27 protein-coding genes are annotated in these 17,107 nt (G+C 65.1%); 7 read left to right on the forward strand and 20 right to left on the reverse strand.

From position 1 onward, the window contains the following. Positions 1–84 precede the first annotated feature (84 nt). The gene (locus RQG77_RS14715) at positions 85–699 is read right to left on the reverse strand and encodes a hypothetical protein (RefSeq protein ID WP_311245384.1); all 615 of its coding nucleotides are present in this window, start codon (positions 697–699) and stop codon (positions 85–87) included. 283 nt (positions 700–982) lie between these two features. Here RQG77_RS14715 and RQG77_RS14720 point away from each other — a divergent pair, with 283 nt between their 5' ends. The 6 genes from RQG77_RS14720 to RQG77_RS14745 are packed head-to-tail and all read left to right on the forward strand — an operon-like array spanning position 983 to position 5,485. Next, a complete protein-coding gene (locus RQG77_RS14720; protein WP_311245385.1) occupies positions 983–1,414 on the forward strand; it encodes a hypothetical protein in 432 nt (143 codons plus the stop codon). A 49-nt stretch (positions 1,415–1,463) separates the two neighbouring features. Continuing rightward, entirely contained in the window at positions 1,464–2,723 is a 1,260-nt protein-coding gene (locus RQG77_RS14725; protein WP_311245386.1) for a ParM/StbA family protein, read from the forward strand. 48 nt (positions 2,724–2,771) lie between these two features. After that, positions 2,772–3,599, forward strand: a complete 828-nt coding sequence (locus RQG77_RS14730; protein ID WP_311245387.1) for a hypothetical protein — start codon at positions 2,772–2,774, stop codon at positions 3,597–3,599. Then, on the forward strand, positions 3,596–4,072 hold the full coding sequence (locus RQG77_RS14735) for a hypothetical protein (protein ID WP_311245388.1): 477 nt from the start codon (positions 3,596–3,598) through the stop codon (positions 4,070–4,072). Before RQG77_RS14730 ends, RQG77_RS14735 begins: the two co-directional genes overlap by 4 nt. Positions 4,073–4,118: 46 nt before the next feature. Continuing rightward, a complete protein-coding gene (locus RQG77_RS14740) occupies positions 4,119–4,967 on the forward strand; it encodes a class F sortase (RefSeq protein WP_311245389.1) in 849 nt (282 codons plus the stop codon). Next, the gene (locus RQG77_RS14745; protein WP_311245390.1) at positions 4,967–5,485 is read left to right on the forward strand and encodes a hypothetical protein; all 519 of its coding nucleotides are present in this window, start codon (positions 4,967–4,969) and stop codon (positions 5,483–5,485) included. Before RQG77_RS14740 ends, RQG77_RS14745 begins: the two co-directional genes overlap by 1 nt. 62 nt (positions 5,486–5,547) lie before the next feature. Here the strand turns inward: RQG77_RS14745 and RQG77_RS14750 are convergent, their stop codons facing one another. After that, a complete protein-coding gene (locus RQG77_RS14750; protein ID WP_311245391.1) occupies positions 5,548–5,964 on the reverse strand; it encodes an Lsr2 family protein in 417 nt (138 codons plus the stop codon). Positions 5,965–6,062: 98 nt separating this feature from the next. Between RQG77_RS14750 and RQG77_RS14755 the strand changes: the two genes are divergently transcribed. After that, positions 6,063–6,503 carry a hypothetical protein gene (locus RQG77_RS14755; protein WP_311245392.1) on the forward strand — a complete coding sequence of 147 codons (441 nt, stop codon included), beginning with the start codon at positions 6,063–6,065 and terminating at the stop codon, positions 6,501–6,503. A 253-nt stretch (positions 6,504–6,756) separates the two neighbouring features. Here the strand turns inward: RQG77_RS14755 and RQG77_RS14760 are convergent, their stop codons facing one another. From RQG77_RS14760 to RQG77_RS14845, 18 genes are all read right to left on the reverse strand, one after another. Next, the gene (locus RQG77_RS14760) at positions 6,757–7,107 is read right to left on the reverse strand and encodes a hypothetical protein (protein ID WP_311245393.1); all 351 of its coding nucleotides are present in this window, start codon (positions 7,105–7,107) and stop codon (positions 6,757–6,759) included. A 16-nt stretch (positions 7,108–7,123) separates the two neighbouring features. Continuing rightward, positions 7,124–7,726 (reverse strand): hypothetical protein, encoded by a 603-nt coding sequence (locus RQG77_RS14765; protein ID WP_311245394.1) that lies wholly within the window; start codon positions 7,724–7,726, stop codon positions 7,124–7,126. A gap of 343 nt (positions 7,727–8,069) precedes the next feature. Then, positions 8,070–8,498, reverse strand: coding sequence for a hypothetical protein (locus tag RQG77_RS14770; RefSeq protein ID WP_311245395.1), 429 nt, complete (start codon positions 8,496–8,498; stop codon positions 8,070–8,072). A 24-nt stretch (positions 8,499–8,522) separates the two neighbouring features. Beyond that, the gene (locus RQG77_RS14775; protein WP_311245396.1) at positions 8,523–9,035 is read right to left on the reverse strand and encodes a hypothetical protein; all 513 of its coding nucleotides are present in this window, start codon (positions 9,033–9,035) and stop codon (positions 8,523–8,525) included. A gap of 9 nt (positions 9,036–9,044) precedes the next feature. Further along, on the reverse strand, positions 9,045–9,737 hold the full coding sequence (locus RQG77_RS14780; RefSeq protein WP_311245397.1) for a hypothetical protein: 693 nt from the start codon (positions 9,735–9,737) through the stop codon (positions 9,045–9,047). A gap of 31 nt (positions 9,738–9,768) precedes the next feature. After that, a complete protein-coding gene (locus RQG77_RS14785) occupies positions 9,769–10,203 on the reverse strand; it encodes a hypothetical protein (RefSeq protein WP_311245398.1) in 435 nt (144 codons plus the stop codon). A 159-nt stretch (positions 10,204–10,362) separates the two neighbouring features. Further along, entirely contained in the window at positions 10,363–10,698 is a 336-nt protein-coding gene (locus RQG77_RS14790; RefSeq protein ID WP_311245399.1) for a hypothetical protein, read from the reverse strand. Further along, entirely contained in the window at positions 10,695–11,093 is a 399-nt protein-coding gene (locus RQG77_RS14795; protein WP_311245400.1) for a hypothetical protein, read from the reverse strand. The genes RQG77_RS14790 and RQG77_RS14795 overlap by 4 nt, the downstream gene beginning before the upstream one ends. A gap of 94 nt (positions 11,094–11,187) precedes the next feature. Next, positions 11,188–11,553, reverse strand: a complete 366-nt coding sequence (locus RQG77_RS14800; protein WP_311245401.1) for a hypothetical protein — start codon at positions 11,551–11,553, stop codon at positions 11,188–11,190. Next, positions 11,550–11,903, reverse strand: a complete 354-nt coding sequence (locus RQG77_RS14805) for a hypothetical protein (RefSeq protein ID WP_311245402.1) — start codon at positions 11,901–11,903, stop codon at positions 11,550–11,552. The genes RQG77_RS14800 and RQG77_RS14805 overlap by 4 nt, the downstream gene beginning before the upstream one ends. A 116-nt stretch (positions 11,904–12,019) precedes the next feature. Next, positions 12,020–12,499: a hypothetical protein gene (locus tag RQG77_RS14810; protein ID WP_311245403.1), complete on the reverse strand. Its 480-nt coding sequence runs from the start codon at positions 12,497–12,499 to the stop codon at positions 12,020–12,022. 96 nt (positions 12,500–12,595) lie between these two features. Continuing rightward, positions 12,596–13,114, reverse strand: coding sequence for a hypothetical protein (locus RQG77_RS14815; RefSeq protein ID WP_311245404.1), 519 nt, complete (start codon positions 13,112–13,114; stop codon positions 12,596–12,598). A 65-nt stretch (positions 13,115–13,179) separates the two neighbouring features. After that, a complete protein-coding gene (locus RQG77_RS14820) occupies positions 13,180–13,416 on the reverse strand; it encodes a hypothetical protein (protein ID WP_311245405.1) in 237 nt (78 codons plus the stop codon). A 368-nt stretch (positions 13,417–13,784) separates the two neighbouring features. Beyond that, positions 13,785–14,306 carry a hypothetical protein gene (locus RQG77_RS14825; protein WP_311245406.1) on the reverse strand — a complete coding sequence of 174 codons (522 nt, stop codon included), beginning with the start codon at positions 14,304–14,306 and terminating at the stop codon, positions 13,785–13,787. Positions 14,307–15,006: 700 nt separating this feature from the next. Continuing rightward, on the reverse strand, positions 15,007–15,348 hold the full coding sequence (locus RQG77_RS14830) for a hypothetical protein (RefSeq protein WP_311245407.1): 342 nt from the start codon (positions 15,346–15,348) through the stop codon (positions 15,007–15,009). A gap of 28 nt (positions 15,349–15,376) precedes the next feature. Then, positions 15,377–15,955 carry a hypothetical protein gene (locus tag RQG77_RS14835; RefSeq protein WP_311245408.1) on the reverse strand — a complete coding sequence of 193 codons (579 nt, stop codon included), beginning with the start codon at positions 15,953–15,955 and terminating at the stop codon, positions 15,377–15,379. Between the two features lie 75 nt (positions 15,956–16,030). Beyond that, the gene (locus tag RQG77_RS14840; protein ID WP_311245409.1) at positions 16,031–16,375 is read right to left on the reverse strand and encodes a hypothetical protein; all 345 of its coding nucleotides are present in this window, start codon (positions 16,373–16,375) and stop codon (positions 16,031–16,033) included. Further along, positions 16,372–16,920 carry a hypothetical protein gene (locus RQG77_RS14845; protein ID WP_311245410.1) on the reverse strand — a complete coding sequence of 183 codons (549 nt, stop codon included), beginning with the start codon at positions 16,918–16,920 and terminating at the stop codon, positions 16,372–16,374. Before RQG77_RS14845 ends, RQG77_RS14840 begins: the two co-directional genes overlap by 4 nt. Between the last annotated feature and the right edge of the window lie 187 nt (positions 16,921–17,107).

Raw genomic sequence — 17,107 nt, forward strand, 5'->3', positions numbered from 1 at the left:
CTCCCGGGGCGGCCCTGCCGCCATGCAAGGGAAAGGGCGGGGCCAGCCGTTAGGCCGGGTCCCGCCCTCAGGCAGATCAGTGGTTCAGCGGCTCTGCTGATTTCTCCACATTCGGATTGCTCGCGCGATGGATCGTCTGCCGGCCGCCGCAAACTCAGGGTCTTCAGGGTCGTTCAAACGCCATTCGAGGACCTTGCAGAGGGCTTCAATGTCGTCGTCAGCGAGTCTGCGGAGTTCGTCGAAGGGGATCGTGGTCTTGCGTAGGCCGATGTCATCTGCGAGCGAGGCGCCGTAGATACGTAGAGCAGCTTCGTCGAGGTCGATCAGGTAGCCGTACTCGAAGTTGCCGTAGCTGTCGCTCAGGTCTGCCTGTGACAGCGCGTCGGGGGACCGATCGCTGTACAGCGGGAAGGCTCCCTCGCGGACGAAGTGACGCAGGTCTCCCTTGGCACCCAGCTCGACGTCATCGAAGCGAGCTGCCGCTTCTACGTCCGCATCCGTTGAACTCGCATCGAGCCATATCCACGGGAGACGAGGGAGGGCCATCAGGGCATCCCCGAGCGCGGCGAGGTTGTCGCGCTCGTCTCGGACCATCGTCATGGTGCTGACGCCGAGAGCGGTTGGATAGCCGTCTTGCGTTCTGGATGCGGTGATCGTCTGTCCGCCATGCGTGAGTCCGATGAATGCGCTGGTACCCATATCTGCCCTTCGTTGGTCCTTGGAGTCTGCCACACGACTCGGACAGCAAGACCGTGTCCGCGGGGTGACCAATTCGCGGCCACCCCGAGGCCGTGGATCCCGCTGTACGAGTGGGTTCTGGCGCGCTCAGACCGCGATTGGGCCTTGGTGTGACCGCTACGTGGCCCAATCGCGGTCACGTAGCGGTCACTATTCTTGCAAACGTCCGAAACGTCGATTATGCTGGTTTATGCGCAGAAACGTGTTTTTCAACGACTAACGAACCGAAACGGAGCGGAGCCACATGGCCGAGACTCGCGAAGAGAAGGAAGAGACGAGCGTGCGCAGGCGCGTGACGATCCCGAAGGTCGACACGACCACGCTCGACTGGTGGGAGAAGCAGCATGACCCCGGCCTCTCGATTCGAATGCTCATCCGCGCCGAGGTTGAGCGCAATGGGTACACGGACGTTGCCTTCGGCAAGGCGACGCAGCTGCCTCGTCGCGGACGCCCCTCCAACGACGACGTTCAGGACGCAGGAGCGAGTGCCCCCTCAGCACAGGCTGAGCCCGCCGTCGCCGCCGCTGATGCAGTAGTCACGCCGGACGCGGCGTCCGAGCGGACGATCCTCGTCGGACCTGCTCGCTCGGGGCGCTCTGTGCCGCGCGATGACGAGTCCCCGTATTCGGTGAACGAGCCGGATCCGATCGCATCGCTGATGGGCCTGGGCGCTTAGCCCTCCCTCGCCGACCTCACGACATCCCTAGATCAGGAGAATCACCCACATGAGCAAGATCAAGATCACCGGCGGACTCGACGTCGGCAACGGTTACACGAAGGCCGCACTCCGTGGTGGCACGAACAAGCTCGACAAGTTCGATATCCCCTCGGGTGTCGCACTCGTCACCAGCGCGGTCGATCTGGCAACGCCGGATACTGCTGCAGTGGAGGTCGCCGGTGGTGACTTCTTCAACGAGCTGGACATGACGTTCACGTCGCCGCTCGTGCACGTGACCCACCGCCACATCTTCGGCACGCGTGCGCTGAATGCGCAGACCTCGCGCTTCGAAGAGTTCCTGGTGTCGTCGGGCATCAGCAAGGCCGAGCAGACGCTGAGCAAGGTTCTCGTGCTGGGACTGTTCGCTGGCAAGGCCGTCCGCGACTACGTGGCCGAGCACGGCGTTCTTCCCACGTCGCAGCTCGAGGTGGAGGCTCGTGTCGCTCTCGCTCTGCCGATCGACGAGTTCCGCGAGCACCGCCAGACCTTCGCCGATGAGTTCAAGCGCTCCGCCCACCTCGTCACCGTGAACAACTTCGAGACGCCGGTGAGCGTCCGCATCGAGTTCAGCCACGTCGAGGTCGCGGCCGAGGGCGCTTCGGCGCAGTTCGCGATCCGTCAGCTGGGTGTGGAGCTGGCCGATGCCATGCTCGCCGACGTCCGCCAGAAGAGTCCTGCCCAGGCAGAAGCCCTCGCGGGGATCTCGGGCAAGGACATCAACGACGCCACCAACACCGTCGGCATCGACATCGGCGAGGGCACGGTGAACTTCCCCGTCTACACCGGTGCGAAGTTCAACGGCGACGCGTCGCGGACCTTCGACAAGGGCTACGGCACGGTCCTGAACAACTCCCTCATCCCGCTCAAGCGCGCGAAGCTCCCCTTCAACTCGCGCAAGGCACTCGCGGACTACTTGCTGTCGACCCCGGGGCCGCTCAAGCGCGCCGAGCACGCCAAGGTCTCCGCGATCGTCGCCGAGCAGGCCGAGCTGTTCAGCGAGCAGGTCGCCGAGGAGTTCCGCAAGGTGCTCGCCGAGGTCGGCCGCTCCACCGAGGTCGTCTACGTCTTCGGTGGCGGCAGCGGCTCCGTCCGCGCCTCGCTGGAGGCGAAGCTCCTGGCAGTCGCGCCGGAGGGCACGCCGGTGCTGTTCCTGGACGTGCGCTACTCGCGTCACCTGAACCGCGAAGGTCTGCTCATCGCCGCTCAGATGATCGAGGACGCCAAGGCGTCGGCGACGGGCAAGAAGAAGCTCGCCACCGCAGCCTGACCATCACGCGCGGCCGCCGCTGAGATTCGATTCCAGCGGCGGCCGCGCTTGGGTACGACAGCCACTCGTCTCGACATCACGCTTCACCCCGCTGAGCACCAGGACGGCATCCACATGAACAAGCTCGAACACCAGAGATGGCCGGATGGGACCCGCGTTCGGTTCACCGATGAGGCGCTGATCGGCATGTCACCCAAGGGGCCTGGCGACTTCACCATGCCCGAGCCTCTTCGGATGCCAGACGGCGGCGCGAGCTCGATCTTCACGATCGACAACACTGACGACATCCAGCACGACGTCATCCTGCGCGAGAACGGTGAGCGGTGGGGCGTGTACTGGCTCCGCGAACTCACCCCCGCGGATGACGATTCTGCGGTCGCATCCACCCCTCTGCCTCGACTCAAGACCGGCGACCGCGTCCGTCATCAGCGCGGCTGGTACGGACGAGTGGTGGCCGACCGCGGCGGCGAAGAGCTTCTGGTCCGCTTCGACGACGGATCGCCACTGAGATTCGTCGACCGCGCAGCTCTGCGTCTCGTCGATGACCTGGACACGGAAGTGCTGGCGCTCATCGACCCACTCCGCGAGTTCCGTCAGCTCGAGGGACTCCCGACGTCCGAGGCCGCTCTCCTGGACCGCGTGATCGAAATGCTCCCGCTGATGGTGACTGAGCGCGGCATGAAGGTCCGGGTCGCGGCCGAGATCGATCGCCTGGTCGCGCAGATCGTGACGGAGCCGTTCGAACCCGATGTGGCGAAGAAGACCCGCGTACGCCAGTGGTTCGCAGACGGCGCCAACTGGTCACTGACCCGTCTGCAGCACCTCGCCCGCCCTGATCGCCCTGAAGACAGCGTCGAATCGCAGGAGGCCGCGTGAGCACCGTGATCGCATCCGGGACTGCTGTCGAGGGGCAGCTGATGATCCACGTGACCGAGCAAGGATCGGAACTGCGCATCCTGCCCACGGCATTCGGAGAGGTGAAACCGTCACAGAGACTGCACCTGGGGAGCCAGGACCTCGTTCGTGTCGCCGAGTTCGCCGAGAAGCACGAGGGCGCCACTCTGACACGGATCGAGACGGTCGACCTTGCGCTGCAGCCGTTCTTCAAGCACGAGACCGAACAACATTCTCGCGAGCTCGTGCGCATCTTCCACGACTACGACGGCCGCGAAGTCTGCTCCGCACTCCAGGACGACTTCTACTTCGTCACCATCGTCGGCATCTCTCTCACACTCGCCGGCGGCCAGGCTGTCGCGCATCTCCGGCGGGAGGGTCTCATCACGACCACCGCGGCCGCCGACACAACCTCTCTGATGGATCGGGCATGGCGCGAGCTGCGGCTCGCCTGACTCACCTCACACACACTTACCGCAGCACCGAATCGAAGGCAGCATCATGAGCACGTCACAGCCCTGGGCACCGGGATCCGGTACGAACTCCTTCACACCACCGCCCGCATCCACCACCGAACCCGTGAGGCCGGGGAAGTCCACTTCTACGAAGGGTTCGACGAAGAAGGGTCGGATCGTCAACATCGCCCTCAGCATGCTCGTCGTGGTGCTCCTCATCGGAGCGGGCATCCTCGTCTGGCAGGCGTTCACACCGGCCGACTCCAGCGCTCCGATTCCGGAGAGCGAGTTCGAGGTGCCGCTGCAGGATCCGGTCGGTGCGGCCGGCGACTCACCTGTCCCCATGGATGACGGGTCGCAGATGACGGTCGCGGATATGGAGCCGAACACGATGTTCATCCCGGCTCTCGGCGTGTACATGCCCGTCCAGGCCGATTCGACGTTCGTCTCGAGCAGATACTCCGACTTCGACACCCTCAAGGTGCCGAGCAACCCGCGACGTGCCGCGCACTACGCGGGCGGTGCGCCGCTCGTGGGCGGAGACGCGGGTACGACTCTCGTGGCAGCTCACGTCAGCACCGGCAGCGGATGGGGCTCGCTTCGATACCTGTACACGCTCACGGGTGGGGAGCTGATCTACACGAAGGATGCCGAGGGTCAGGTGCAGGAGTGGCAGCTGACGAAGATGCGTGTCGAGCAGCACACCGACTTCCCGCAGGAGTACTGGTCGAACGAAGGGGAGCGACAGCTCGTCGTGACCACGTGCGGCGGCCCGATGACGAAGGACCGCCACTTCCTGAAGAACATCTTCGCTATCGCCACACCGGTTGACGCGGATCCCGAACCCGCCGACGACACACAGTCGGATGTCACAGAAAGCACGGAGGAAAGCTGATGCCCCTTGGACAACTCGCGGCGCCACTAATGCTGGTCGGAGGCATGATCCTTTCGCTGGTCGGATTCCACATCGGTGTGCAGATCGGAGGCCTGCAGGGAGGCGTCTTCGGCGCACTGATTGGCGCTGGATCGGCAATCGTAATCCTCGTGCTCGCGACAATCGTCACAGCCCTTGTCGAGTTCGCGAACGAAGCGAAACGCGCTCGCTCCACCATCAGGATCAACGGTTCAGTGCTGGATCTCTCCTGGAACACGATCACCGGACGCCGGGTGACCCAGTCGGTCGATATGGACCAGGTGCGCTCCATCTCCGTCGCCGAGTTGGGGGTGCGAAGCAGCAATAGGGTCCTCCACTTCTACGGCGAAGAGGGACGTCGAGGAGCGAAGCACATCGGCTGGACAACGTCGCGCCGGCTGAGTCATGCCGATGAAGATGTACGCAGGCTCATCGAGCCGTTCGTTTCGACGCCCAACGAACTCCACCCGAAGAGCCCTTCCGCTGTGCTGAGCAGCTGACCGTCGGAATTTTCACCCACGCAAAAGGGGCGCCTCCCTCGGGAAGCGCCCCTTTCGTACGATCAGTGGGCGTCGTTGTAAGCGTCGACGATCGGCTGCGGAATGCGGCCCCGCTCCGAGAGTTCGTGACCGTTGTCTCTCGCCCATGCGCGAATAGCGGCCACCTCAGGGTTTCGGGCGGGGCGCTTGCGGACGGACGTGCCGCGGGAACTCGTTGACCGCGCTGCTGACGAGGTGACCTTTCGGCCCGATTCGATATACGGCGCCAGTGCGGAACGCAGTTCATCGGCGTGCTCTGACGTGAGGTCGATCTCGTAGGCCGTGCCATTCAGCGAGAAATGTACGGTCTCACCTTCGCCTTCGTCGAGCTCGGTTCCGTCGATGTCGTCAACCAGCTGGTGCACAATTCGTCTAGCCATGCCTCGGACAATACAGCGCGTGCAGATAGGCGACAACTCGATGGGGTATTCGAGATGCATTCTGTCCGGCGGACGAGCCGTATCGGAGTGAAGAGTCGGAGCAGGATACACGTTCGTCCTCGGGCACCCACAGATCTGTACGTGATGCAATCGTCATCATGTTCGATCGCCAGCCCAGTATCCTGACCGAAAGCGGCGTGGGGTCGCTCGACGCAGGGGAATCGAAGATGGCTGGCTTTCAGGGGGCTGAAGACATGGTGGACGGTTCCATCGTCATACAGGTGGAGGCGGCGCCGCAGGGGCTGATCCACTACACGCTGGACCCAGAGGGCGTCGGTCAGATCTGGGAGGCCATGTTGGTCGCGCACGAGGATTCGGTGGTCGGCGCGGCACGCGCTCCGGAAGAGGCAGCGCACGTTCTCGTACGCGGCAGCATCGAGTGCATCAAGCGGCAGATCCCTAGCCTCGAGGTCGGGGGAGTGCGGATGTGGCCGGAGCGGGGCCGTGACGGTAGCGCGCAGATCCACGCCGAAGGCGGCGCACGCTACCTGCCCTCCGAATGGGACAGCGTCAAGCGGGACAGCCCGGGACTCGGCTGAGACCGAACGAAAGAACCCCCGCAGCCGGCAAGGCTGCGGGGGTTCGTCGATGTGGGTCCGGGTCTGGACGTTGCCGCTCAGACCTCGAAGGGGACTGGTGTGGATCGTTCCGCCTCGCAGCGATCGCACACCGTGAGCAGCTCCGTCGAGCTGGACCAGAGGGTCCAGTCGTGGCCGAGCAGGAGGCAGGTCGCGGATTGTGCGAGGCGATCGACACCGCGCACCAGCGGAGCTGGCAGGGGGAGAAAGCGGGTCACCAGTCTTCGTCCCAGGTCTCACGGATTGGGACCTCGCCACGACCCGAGCAGTGCGTGCACATCTGATCGGCGCGATGTCCGGCGCCGTTGCAGGCGGCGCATGTCGACATTCCAGGGTGCGCCCCTCCGGTGTCGGTCGAGTAGGTGATCGGCTCGCGAGAGCAGTGCGCCGGAACTCCGGGCAGCCCGACGTCGTAGACGTTGGTGTCGCAGAAGACGCAGCGCTCAGACTCGTAGATGTGCTCGAGCTGTCCACTGAGTAGATCGACGGACCCATTGATGAACATGTCCTCGGGGTCGTGATTGCTGAGCTCCTCGTCGATCTCGTGTGCGCTCAGTCGCGTCATGGTGCGCTCCTTCCTTTCAGCGGCCGATGGCGGGGAGGGGGAGGTCGATCGCCTGAGCGAGCAGGAACTCAAGATCACCCTGGATCTCAGTCGGGATCTCTTCGACCGCGTCGAGCTGGTTCAGGCGCCTGCGAAGCAGGATCAGAGCCTTCCGGTGCGTGAGAGGGCCATCCTCGGCGAGGATCTCTCGCAGCATGGACGCCGGAGACAGCTTCGATGTGTGCGGGCTGAACAGTTCGGGCAGGGCGACGGAGCGTTGACGTGACGCCTCTACGAGAGCCGTGACGAGCTCGGGAAGGTCGTGGTGAGACCAGGTGCGACCTGAGAGCGGTTCCCCCTTCAGGGCGTTCGCCACGCCGGTGAGCAGCTCGCTGCCGCGCGCGAGGATGCTGGCGTAGTCGGCCTCGACCGACCGGCTCTCACGGCGCTCCTCTTCCGCGCGCTTCAACTGTGCGATCAGGTCGATGACGATCGCCGGGGTGATCTTCCGGTCGAAGCGGCGTCGGGCAGCCATCGAGTCCTCGTTGCCCTGCTCGTCACGGGCGGCCTCGGCGAGCTTGAGCAGCTCCTCGAGCTCGGTTTCGAGGACGATCGGAATGGTGATCTCGGACATGTTCATGGTGCTCCTCAGCTGTGATCGTGGTACGAAGAAACCCCGCAGTCGGTGAGGACTGCGGGGTCTGAGTGGTGGTGCTTCCCGCCGGCCAACGAGTGTAGGAATCAGAGGCCGACGGGAAGAGGGACGCGTGGGAGCCTTGCACTCCATCGCCGGTTAGGGGCCGGGGTTCTTCTCAGCGGATCGTCGTTGACAGGAAACGATCGGCGGGCCGTGGGTCTCTCCAGGGGGCTGCACCACCCGCACCTGGGACCGAACGGTTGAACTACTGCGTCACGGATCACCCCGTGCGTGGCTCTGCCACGGACACCCGAACCGCGCAAGCGGTTCTATGCGCTCGGTGCTTTCAGAGCGAATGGCGAGAGATCTCGCGCTCAGCAGGTGTGAGGCGTCCGGCGTAGGACTCGAGGCGGAGCTTCAGCCACACCGGGTAGAGGCCGAGCACGGCGAGCAGGGGGAAGCTCACGCTGATGACGGCGACGCCGACCTCCTCGTCGAGAGATGTGAGCGCAAGACCGACTGCGATGAGCAGTATGGCGACGATGAGGATTCCGTACTTCAGACGCGTCGCTCCGAGGTATCCCGCGTAGAGCGCCTCGTACCGGGCACGCCCCTGCGCGATCGCGACGAGGGCGGGGCGCTCGAGCGGCGTCGTGCGCACAGCGGTTCGGCGGTGGATGATCGCGACCTGGATCATCGAGACGATGACGATCGTGAGGGGGATGGCAGCGAACAGCACCGTCGCGGTGAGTGCGGTGGATGAGCTGTCGTTCATGGAGTTCTTTCGGAGGGGAGGGGCTCAGCGTGCTCGACGCAGTCGTCGACCGCGAGACCGAGGTGCCTGTGCGAGACGCCGCTTGGATGCAGCAGTGCGCATCTCTTCGGTGACCTTCTGGTCAGCACCCGTGATCAGTATTAGCAGGTAGAGCGGTCGAAGGAGGAGGACGAGGAAGGCGATGACGCACCCGGCGAGGATGGTGGCACCGACCCACCAGATGGCGGCCTGGGCAACATCGGTCGATCGAGGGGCGCCTCCAAGGAGTGCGGGGATCTGCGAGCTGACCCACGCGATACCGAGAGCGCCGGCCATCACAAGGACGATCGCGACGGCGCGAATCACGAGGCGATCCTTGTCGTCCTGCATCGACTGGTAACGACGATCGCGAAGTTCGATTACCCGGTCGATCTCTTCCGGAGTGAGCGAGTCTCCGATGCGCCTGTTGCGACGGCGCCAGACGTTGATGATCCAGGTGAGAACGGTCACCGTGGCGATCGCCAGAACCACGACCATCAGGATGGATTGCAGATCCATGGCTCAGTCCTATCTGTAGAAGCTGGTGTCGTCTACGTAGTCGTCTACGTCTTCACCAAGACCATACGGGTCGAGTTCGACATCTTGGAGCTCGGGGAACATGCCAGCAAGCGAGGGCACGGAGCGCGCTCCTCCTGGGAAGTGCGCAGCAACGATCTCCTGCGCTTCGGGGTACTCGCCATACGGGTCGGGGTACGACGCATTGAACTGTCGCATCGTCGTGATGCCCTGGTGATCGAGCAGCGCCTGGAGGTCGATGGTGTCGCGGTCCCGTCCCGACAGGGAGGCGGTGTCGGCCGCGATGATCTTCGCTCGGGTGAGCGTCTCGATCGAGGCGATAGACACGGCGATGTTGCGCAGACCCATCGGCTGGGGGAGCCACTCGGCGTCGAGCATCTGCTCGACGTGCTCCGGCTCGTCCATCAGGTTGTAGTTGTTGATGAAGTCGGAGTCGAGACCCAGTCGCTCGGCCACTGTTTCGATGGCCGCGATGACCTCGGCACTGTAGTCCTTGGTGACCGTGTCGATGTCGACGGTGTAGGCCATGTCACCCTTGCGCACGCCGTGCTTGAGGAGCGCGTAGCCACCGATCGCTCTGATCTGCATGGGCTGCTCGAGGTGAAGTCCGTTGAGCTCGTGATCGAGTAGGCGCAGCGCGTCGTCCAGCTCGGCGGCCGTCTTCCGGTTGCCTGAATCGCTCATGGTGCGCTGCTCTCTCTGAGGGGGGCGTGGGTCAGAGCTGGATGCCCACGGAGGCGTAGTACGGGAAGGAGCCACTGGGCTTCTCCTCGAGGACGAGGGTGCGACCGAGGTCTCCGACGTCGGCGAGGCCGCGCAGGTTGGGGAACCGCTCGAGGGCGGTGTCGAAGAGCTGCTTGTGGATGAGCATGTGCTTCATCAGGTAGCGGGTCTCGGGGCTCATGCGCGCGAGGTCGAGGGCAGAGAGCTCGTCGTCCTTCTTGCCGGTGCGACGATCCTGGTGCGCGGCCGCGCGAGTCACGCGTCGCTGATCCAGCTCGGAGAGTGAGTCGAACTGAGCAAGAGCTTCACGCAGCGGTGCCGTCGGGCCAACGAAACCGAAGAGGTGATCGAAGTACCGCCACAGCGCGCGGAAGTCAGAGGTGTCCCAGTTGGTCTGGTCCTCGTAGTAGATCTTCTCGGCAGGCATGGCGCACCTTCGTTTCTTCTCATTTACCAGGATATCCGAATCCCGTTGCAAGCGGGAGAGTGGTGTCCATCGTCCCGCATCCGCAGCCGAGTGGCGATCGTTGGCGAGCGGGGCCCCGAGGTGTCGTCACCCGGGACCCCGCTGCTCGTGCACGACGTGTCAGCTGGCGATGCGCTGCGGTACGTCGTGGATCTTCCCGGGGAGGCCGAGCGTGATCCAGACGGCCTCGAGCTGGTGCTTGGCCGCGTTCGCGCGCTGGTAGGCCGGGATCGAGCGCATGGCGCGATTCCCGGACTCCATGCGAGCCACATGTGCGCTGAGCCAGGCGGCGTGCAGGGACTCGACGAGGATCGCGTCGACTTCATCGATCGATGCCTGAATCGCCTCGGGCGTGTGGCGCGCAGCGTTCACGGCCTCCGCAGACAGCTCGACGGGGGTGACGAAGGGCTCGGAGGCCCCGATGACGGTCACGGGGGCGTAGCTGGTGTCGCTCATCGAGCAACCTCCTCTGTGGTCTGGGTTCGAAGGTTCTGAAGGACGGTGCGCACGCGGACAGCCCCGAGGTTCTGCGCGTACCTGCCTGTGGGAGTGCTGCTGCGGCGGTAGACGCGGTCCATGACGCGGCGCTCGATGTCTGCGCCAGAGGGGAGCGGATCGTCCGCAGTGATCTCCTGCCGCCGGGGCGCGAACGTGCCGTCGGGCAACCTCACCCGTCCCGGGCAGAACTGTCCAGGGCGGTGCCGCTTCGCGTGGGTGCAGGTGCTGATCGCGTCGGCGTACTGGACGTTGATCAGTGGGTGCGGGATGAGTCCGCCGGCGGCCAGCCGGCGCGCGGTTGCGTCCTTCACCCGAAGGTCGGCGTTGTAGAGGTCGGTCAGGGAGTAACGCATGATGGCACCTCCGTGCTTGTGGTCGTGGCGGTAGCCGAAACCGGCGATCCGACAGGAGAGTTGGCCCCATCGGCTCGCCGGTTCGCTCGGGAACTCAGGCGCGCGCTTCGCGAACGAGATCGTCGAACAGCGGACCCCAGTGGTCGTTGAGGCTACGGATCTGCGCAATCGCGGCGGCGACGTGATCAGGGATGGTGGTGCCCGCAGCCGCCGTCGCGGCGGGCGCTGTCTGCGGAGCGGCAGAAGCTCCGATCCGGTTCATACGGTCCACCAGCCCGTGAGCCTGAACCTCCTCGTGGATGAGAAGGCGCACTGACAGCCCGGGATCTACCTGGGTGTCCCACCAGTCCAGAACAACGGAGTCCGAGGGCGGTATAGACACCCGCCTCCGCACGGACTCCTCGCTCGTGCGTTGGGTCACTCGAATGCTGATGTTGGTCGTGGTGGTCTGCGAGCTCACAGGGTCTCCTGGTCGAAGCTGATGGGGGTGATGTACGTCGCTCGAGGTCCGACCTGCTGGAGGGTCTCGGCGTCGTACCAGGTCTGGTGGGAGATGCGGATCTCACGACGGACGATCTTGGCCAGCTCGCCGTCGACGACGGTGTACTGGGTGCGATCGCGAACGTCGGTGACCTCGCCGACGCCGATCTCGGCCGCCCAGCCTTCCTGACGCACCCACTGGGTGTTAACGTCGCGGGGTGTGCCGTATATCGGCTGGCACCATGCGGGGTTGTCGAGGTTGCGGAGGATCGTCACCTTGTCGCCGACGACGAGCTGACGAACAGGGGATTCGAGGACGGCGGTGGACACGGTGGGTCTCCTTCTCGACCCAGCGGGTCAGACGTAGCGCGGATCGATCCGCACGGGTGCTTGATGGCGGGGACTGCCGGCGGCCCGAAGTGTGGGCCGCCGGCGGTGGTAGGCGCTCAGATGAGGAGCCCGTCCTTGGTGAGTCCGATGCGCTCGAGCTCCGATGCGAACTCGATGTACGGGCCGACGAGGTTGCGGAGGCTCGTGAGCTCTGCGCCTTTCTGCTCGAGCTGTTCCTTCAGCCGGGCGATCTCCTCGTCCCGCGGATCGAGCAGCGGGACACTCCACGGAGTGGGTGCAGTCGAGGATGCGGCCGAAGTTGGCGTGGCGGGGGTAGGTGCGGTGAAGGCGGAGCCGCCTGAGCGAGCCGCGAGCTGAGCGGAGGTGGATCCGAACTTCTCTCGCGTGACGCGGTCGCCCATGCCGTGCTCGAGGATCTCGTCGCGGATGAGCAGTCGCACCGATGCGGACTGGTCGGTCTGGCTGTCGAACCAGTCCTGCGTGAGCTGGTCAGACCTCGGGATCGTGACGTGGCGGCGAACCGGCACGTGGGTGGGGTGGGTGATCTCGATGTGGATGCTGGTGGATGCCGTCACGGCTTCTCCTTGGTCGCGGTGTGATGTCGGTGGTGGTCTGTGAGGGGTCGCGCGACGATGCGCTCTGCGCGACCCCTCAGCTGCAGCGGACCCGCCTTAGGCGTTGGTCCATCCGCAGTCCTCGCTGTTCAGGCAGCGAGCGGTGTTGGTGTAGTCCCCGACGCGGAAGCCCGTCGGGTTCTGGACGCAGCTCGGGCACGTGTCACCACTGAGCTCGAGCACCGTGCGACCTTCGGCGACGCGATGTCCGGGCATCCAGCCGCTGATCTTCGCCTGGCGCCCGTAGACGGAGGTGAGGGCCTTCGTCACGATGTCCTGGGCGTCGTGGAGCTCGATGTCCTCGTCTCCGACGCGGTCTTCGATCAGGTCGTCGATCTCACCGGCGATATCGGCGAGCGGTCGCGGGAGCGAGCCGCCTGCCACAGGCACCACGTTGTGCATGGCGAGGGTCCACTCGACCGTCTGCATGACGGAGTGGTCCATCTGTTCGCGAACGATCTGGTTGGCGACGTAGGCGCCGAGGGTCAGCGTCGACACGACGTACTGTCCGGTGCGGGGGAGCAGCGGGCGGACGTACGCGGTACGGGATTCAGTGCGGTCGAGCGTGATGGTCATGTCTTCTTCTCCGGGTGATGGCTTTGCGATGTCGTCGGTGGTGGCAGGGGCGCTTGGTAAGGGCGTCAGATCCCCTGCTTCTCCCAGTCGTAGATCGGCTGGGGAGCGGGCTTGGGAACGAGGTGGAGGTGGCGTACGGGCTTCTGTCCATCGCCGGTGGTGTCAGCGGTTTCGCCGGCGGCGACCTGCTCGGCTCGCCAGCGGCGTCGCCGCTCCAGCTGGATGACGAGCGCGACGATCGCGATCGCGATGACGAGGAAGACGAGCAGCGTCTGCCAGCTCTGGTAGGTGGTCATGTGCATGGCGAACTCCTGCCTCGGAACGTGGACAGGGATCTCTTCTCTGTCATGTGTTCTTCCGACACGGCTCTGCCGTGTTGCTCTTTCACCAGGGGTCTCCTACCTGCCGGGAGAAAAGAAGAACCCCACCCGCTGATGGGGTGGGGTTCTCGGTGTGAAGTTGTGGGTTGTGCGCTTCCTGTGGGGAAGTTGGATCAGCCTGTAGTGCGGCGTTGCTCATCTGAGCGAGTTCCTGGTGCTTCGCGTCGGCCCTATGTCGGTCGAGTCAGTGGATTGCAGGGTCTCGGGGTTGCTCGCGGAGGGGATCCGGTTGGTTGACCGTGATGGCATCCCGGCCGGGGGACACCATCACGGTCGGCCTGTGAGGTCGCTCAGGCTGCGGCCGGCACACCTGCGAAGGGCGTGGTGGCCTCGGCGGCGAGCTGCTCCTGCTGCGCGCGCAGACGCGCGAGCTCCTGAGCGTCGGTCTCGCTGAGGGTCGACTCCGGAGCCGGCGCCTCGGCGGCGACAGCCTTGCGCGCGGCGCGCTCCTGGGTGACCTTGCTCGACTCGAGGAAGACGGGGTAGCCGTCGACCTCGACCGTGACGGGCGGGAACACGGTCTCGCCATCCTTGTCCGTGTACGGACGACGCGAGAGGCTGTAGTTCACGGAGATCAGGTCGCCGTTGCCGACGCGATCCCAGGAGCCGTTGCCCTCGACGTTGCTCGGCACGAAGGCGCGCAGGTCGATGAACTGCGACGCGGCCTTGCGGTCCTCGCCGGTGCCCGAGAGGAAGTTGTCGCGTGCGGCGATGGTGATGAGCAGGCTCTTGCTGCCATCACGGTTCGTGAAGGACTGGATGTCCTGTGCGACGCGGCCGGTGATGCTTCCGTTGTTGGTGGGGTTCGCCATGATGATCTCCTTGATCGAGGGATGTGACCACGGCTCCGTGCCGTGATCGGTGTCTGATTTCCTGGTGCAGAGGACCTGTTCCTCCGTCACCTGTTCCCCCGTAGACGGCTGTGCCGTCCTGGGGTTCCTGCGTGATCGCAACCGAGGTTGCGGAAGTCTGTTCAGTTGTGGTCGGGAGCGGTCAGCGACTGCTTCACACCGTGCGAAAGCGTCCTCGCGCACATGAGGCGGCTTGGTCGCCGGCCCTGACTCTCCGTCATCTCTTCCCCCGTAGACAGCTCTGCTCGTCTTGGGATCTGAGGTTTCTCGCAGCTACTGCTGCGGTGGTCTTGAAGTGACCGACTAGCGTCCTGCAGGGCGAGCCGCCCGCCTTATCGTGATGGGGCCTATGTCGGTCTGGTCGCTCCGCGGGACTCGCTTGTGCTGATCGCGGAACGGGCGCTGTGCGCACGGATTGGTGGTGTTGCTGCAGCGCAGAGCGGGCCACGACTTGTTGTCCTGGCCCGCTCGTGCTGTTTGTGCGGAAGGTCGGTCTGCCGGTCGGATCTCGCCAGCCCAGGTCTGGCCTGGGTGACAGCAGGTGGGCAGATACCCCCTTCACTCGCGGAGGGCTTCGCTCTCACGCGGTTCCCGGTCTCAACCTCTGGTGAGACCTGCTCTTCGTGTGCGTGCTTCCGGCGTCGCGGCGCCGGAGACCCGACTACAGGACCTTGGCGACGAGGCCCTGCAGGCGGAACATCCCGACAGCGACCTGCTCATCGGTGAGACCGATGAGACCGTTGCTCGCGAGCTGCTCGGGGACGCCTCGGTGTTCGGTCCAGTTGCGCAGCAACACATGGTCGTCAGGGAGCGCTGCGGTCTCGATGGGGGCTTCTGTGACCGGGACGGTGAGCAGCACCGGATCGGTGACCTCGTCGTCGAACAGCGTCAGGCTCTTCCCGTCGGGGAAGTATTCCAGCCGTCCGACGTGGATCGTGCCGTCTGCGAGTTCGATCTCCAGGTGCGGGTCGAGTACTCGCGACGTCGTCGTGGTGGTGGTCATGGGTGGTGTGCTCCTCGTGGCTGATGGGTCATGCGGCTCGTGCCGCGTCGACGGTGATCGTCTCGGCCGAGACGATGCGGGTGGTGGTGACGCTCGAGTCGTCGTCGTAGTGGAAGTACATGCGCGTGCCGTACTCGAAGCCGACGCTGACCATGCGGATGTGCCGCCATTCGCCTCCGGCCTTGCGGGCGTGGCCGGAACGGGGTCCTCTCTCCGGCCATCCGGGGGCATCCCAGGAGAACTCGTAGACCGATCCCGATGACGTCGTGACCCGATCGAGCGTGGATCCCAGGGGAACGGCGGCCGCCCGCACCCGCAGTTCGATGAGGTGCTGGTTGAGGGCGATCTGGACTGAGCGGACGACGTCCGTAACGCCGGCGCGCACCAGCGAGCCTGCGACGCCCTGGTGGTGACTCCAGTCCTGAATCCAGACGGTGTCGGCGGCGGTCTCGAGGCCGTAGCGATCGGCGGAGTGCGTGAGGACGTCCTCGTCGCCGGTGGGATAGAGCATGTTCAGCAGGTGGGCTTCGGAGTCGAACTGGAGGTCACCCGTGTACGAGCGACGGTTGAACGACACCGTGACGTTCTTGGCGATGGTGATGAGCATGGTGCTCTCCTTCTGGATGGTTCTGAGAAGCGGCGCGGGGTGCGTGCGACCAGGCGGTTGCTCTCGGTGTGAGGCTCAGGGGTAGGTGAGCTCGCTCAGGTCGCAGCGGACTTCCCCGCCGGTGCCCCAGTCGACGAGCACGCCGTCGTCATCCGACGTGCATCGAGAGTGACGCGTGACGACTCCGATGGATCCGGGCACTGCCGCGTGAGCGCGGTGCATGTACGGATCGAAGCGGGCCAGTGTGACGGTCGCTCCGACACCGGGGCGCTTCACCAGGGGCGGCACGACGGGTGTGGATTCGGCCGCGGCGACAAGATGAAAGATGTCCTCCCGGAGCTGGGCCGGGACGAGGAGCTTGCTCAACCGAGACGTGAGCCATGCGCGAACGCGGGCGGCGCCCGGGATCGAGTTACTCATTCCGCCTCTCCGGTCGCTGGCCCGTACAGCTCGTCCAGTGAAGGGGCGGGCCTGACCATCACGATGCCGTCGGGCTCCATGATGTCTCGGTCGGGTTCTTCGAACGCGAACTCGACTCCGTGCTCGTAGGCGTGCTCGAGGTAGCTGCCGTCCGTGGAATAGACACGGACGCGGCGTGCACGCATGAGGCGTTCGAAGACGCCGTCGTCGGGCTCCAGCCAGACTCGCCGCTCGTCACTGGTCGTCACGCGCTCCGGGAACTCCCATACGGTGCCTCCGCCCCGGTGACTGCTCACCCAGAACATGGTCAGCCGATAGTTGCGACGGATCCGGCCCAGGAGCCGCTCATCGGACGAGAACCCTCCCGTCGCCGTGCGCACGCGGGTGACGGTGCGCCCGAGGTCGTCTTGCGACGGCTCCTCCACTTGGATGGCGCCGTAGACGAGTGCGTCCTCGAGCCAGGAGATGAAGCCGGCGAACGTACCCGTGAAGCCCTGCTCGCTGGCGAGCTCGGCGCTGTCTTTCTCTGTGGTGTGGTCGATCATGGTGCGTCCTTCCGGGAACGGGATGGGGCTGCGCGCTGCGCTTGCGGGGCTGCCGGGCACGGACTGCGTCCGCGCTGTGCCATCGATGAGGGAGATGGATGGGTGTGGGGGCGAGGAGCCTGATCGGGATGCAGAGCCGGGAATGAAGTGGAGGATGGATGAGGGGTGAGAACGCGGGCCCTACCGG

The organism is Microbacterium sp. WCS2018Hpa-23 (assembly GCF_031843845.1).
Classification (GTDB): Bacteria; Actinomycetota; Actinomycetes; order Actinomycetales; family Microbacteriaceae; genus Microbacterium.

What these genes read in the sequence shown, in the direction of transcription:
- RQG77_RS14830 (WP_311245407.1), bottom strand. Translation starts at nt 15,348, where the DNA reads ATGACCACCACCACGACGACGTCGCGAGTACTCGACCCGCACCTGGAG.
- RQG77_RS14770 (WP_311245395.1), bottom strand. Translation starts at nt 8,498, where the DNA reads ATGAACGACAGCTCATCCACCGCACTCACCGCGACGGTGCTGTTCGCT.
- RQG77_RS14725 (WP_311245386.1), top strand. Translation starts at nt 1,464, where the DNA reads ATGAGCAAGATCAAGATCACCGGCGGACTCGACGTCGGCAACGGTTAC.
- RQG77_RS14775 (WP_311245396.1), bottom strand. Translation starts at nt 9,035, where the DNA reads ATGGATCTGCAATCCATCCTGATGGTCGTGGTTCTGGCGATCGCCACG.
- RQG77_RS14740 (WP_311245389.1), top strand. Translation starts at nt 4,119, where the DNA reads ATGAGCACGTCACAGCCCTGGGCACCGGGATCCGGTACGAACTCCTTC.
- RQG77_RS14720 (WP_311245385.1), top strand. Translation starts at nt 983, where the DNA reads ATGGCCGAGACTCGCGAAGAGAAGGAAGAGACGAGCGTGCGCAGGCGC.
- RQG77_RS14785 (WP_311245398.1), bottom strand. Translation starts at nt 10,203, where the DNA reads ATGCCTGCCGAGAAGATCTACTACGAGGACCAGACCAACTGGGACACC.
- RQG77_RS14815 (WP_311245404.1), bottom strand. Translation starts at nt 13,114, where the DNA reads ATGACCATCACGCTCGACCGCACTGAATCCCGTACCGCGTACGTCCGC.
- RQG77_RS14790 (WP_311245399.1), bottom strand. Translation starts at nt 10,698, where the DNA reads ATGAGCGACACCAGCTACGCCCCCGTGACCGTCATCGGGGCCTCCGAG.
- RQG77_RS14760 (WP_311245393.1), bottom strand. Translation starts at nt 7,107, where the DNA reads ATGACGCGACTGAGCGCACACGAGATCGACGAGGAGCTCAGCAATCAC.
- RQG77_RS14750 (WP_311245391.1), bottom strand. Translation starts at nt 5,964, where the DNA reads ATGCATCTCGAATACCCCATCGAGTTGTCGCCTATCTGCACGCGCTGT.
- RQG77_RS14780 (WP_311245397.1), bottom strand. Translation starts at nt 9,737, where the DNA reads ATGAGCGATTCAGGCAACCGGAAGACGGCCGCCGAGCTGGACGACGCG.
- RQG77_RS14820 (WP_311245405.1), bottom strand. Translation starts at nt 13,416, where the DNA reads ATGCACATGACCACCTACCAGAGCTGGCAGACGCTGCTCGTCTTCCTC.
- RQG77_RS14755 (WP_311245392.1), top strand. Translation starts at nt 6,063, where the DNA reads ATGTTCGATCGCCAGCCCAGTATCCTGACCGAAAGCGGCGTGGGGTCG.
- RQG77_RS14835 (WP_311245408.1), bottom strand. Translation starts at nt 15,955, where the DNA reads ATGCTCATCACCATCGCCAAGAACGTCACGGTGTCGTTCAACCGTCGC.
- RQG77_RS14825 (WP_311245406.1), bottom strand. Translation starts at nt 14,306, where the DNA reads ATGGCGAACCCCACCAACAACGGAAGCATCACCGGCCGCGTCGCACAG.
- RQG77_RS14765 (WP_311245394.1), bottom strand. Translation starts at nt 7,726, where the DNA reads ATGAACATGTCCGAGATCACCATTCCGATCGTCCTCGAAACCGAGCTC.
- RQG77_RS14795 (WP_311245400.1), bottom strand. Translation starts at nt 11,093, where the DNA reads ATGCGTTACTCCCTGACCGACCTCTACAACGCCGACCTTCGGGTGAAG.
- RQG77_RS14845 (WP_311245410.1), bottom strand. Translation starts at nt 16,920, where the DNA reads ATGATCGACCACACCACAGAGAAAGACAGCGCCGAGCTCGCCAGCGAG.
- RQG77_RS14715 (WP_311245384.1), bottom strand. Translation starts at nt 699, where the DNA reads ATGGGTACCAGCGCATTCATCGGACTCACGCATGGCGGACAGACGATC.
- RQG77_RS14745 (WP_311245390.1), top strand. Translation starts at nt 4,967, where the DNA reads ATGCCCCTTGGACAACTCGCGGCGCCACTAATGCTGGTCGGAGGCATG.
- RQG77_RS14840 (WP_311245409.1), bottom strand. Translation starts at nt 16,375, where the DNA reads ATGAGTAACTCGATCCCGGGCGCCGCCCGCGTTCGCGCATGGCTCACG.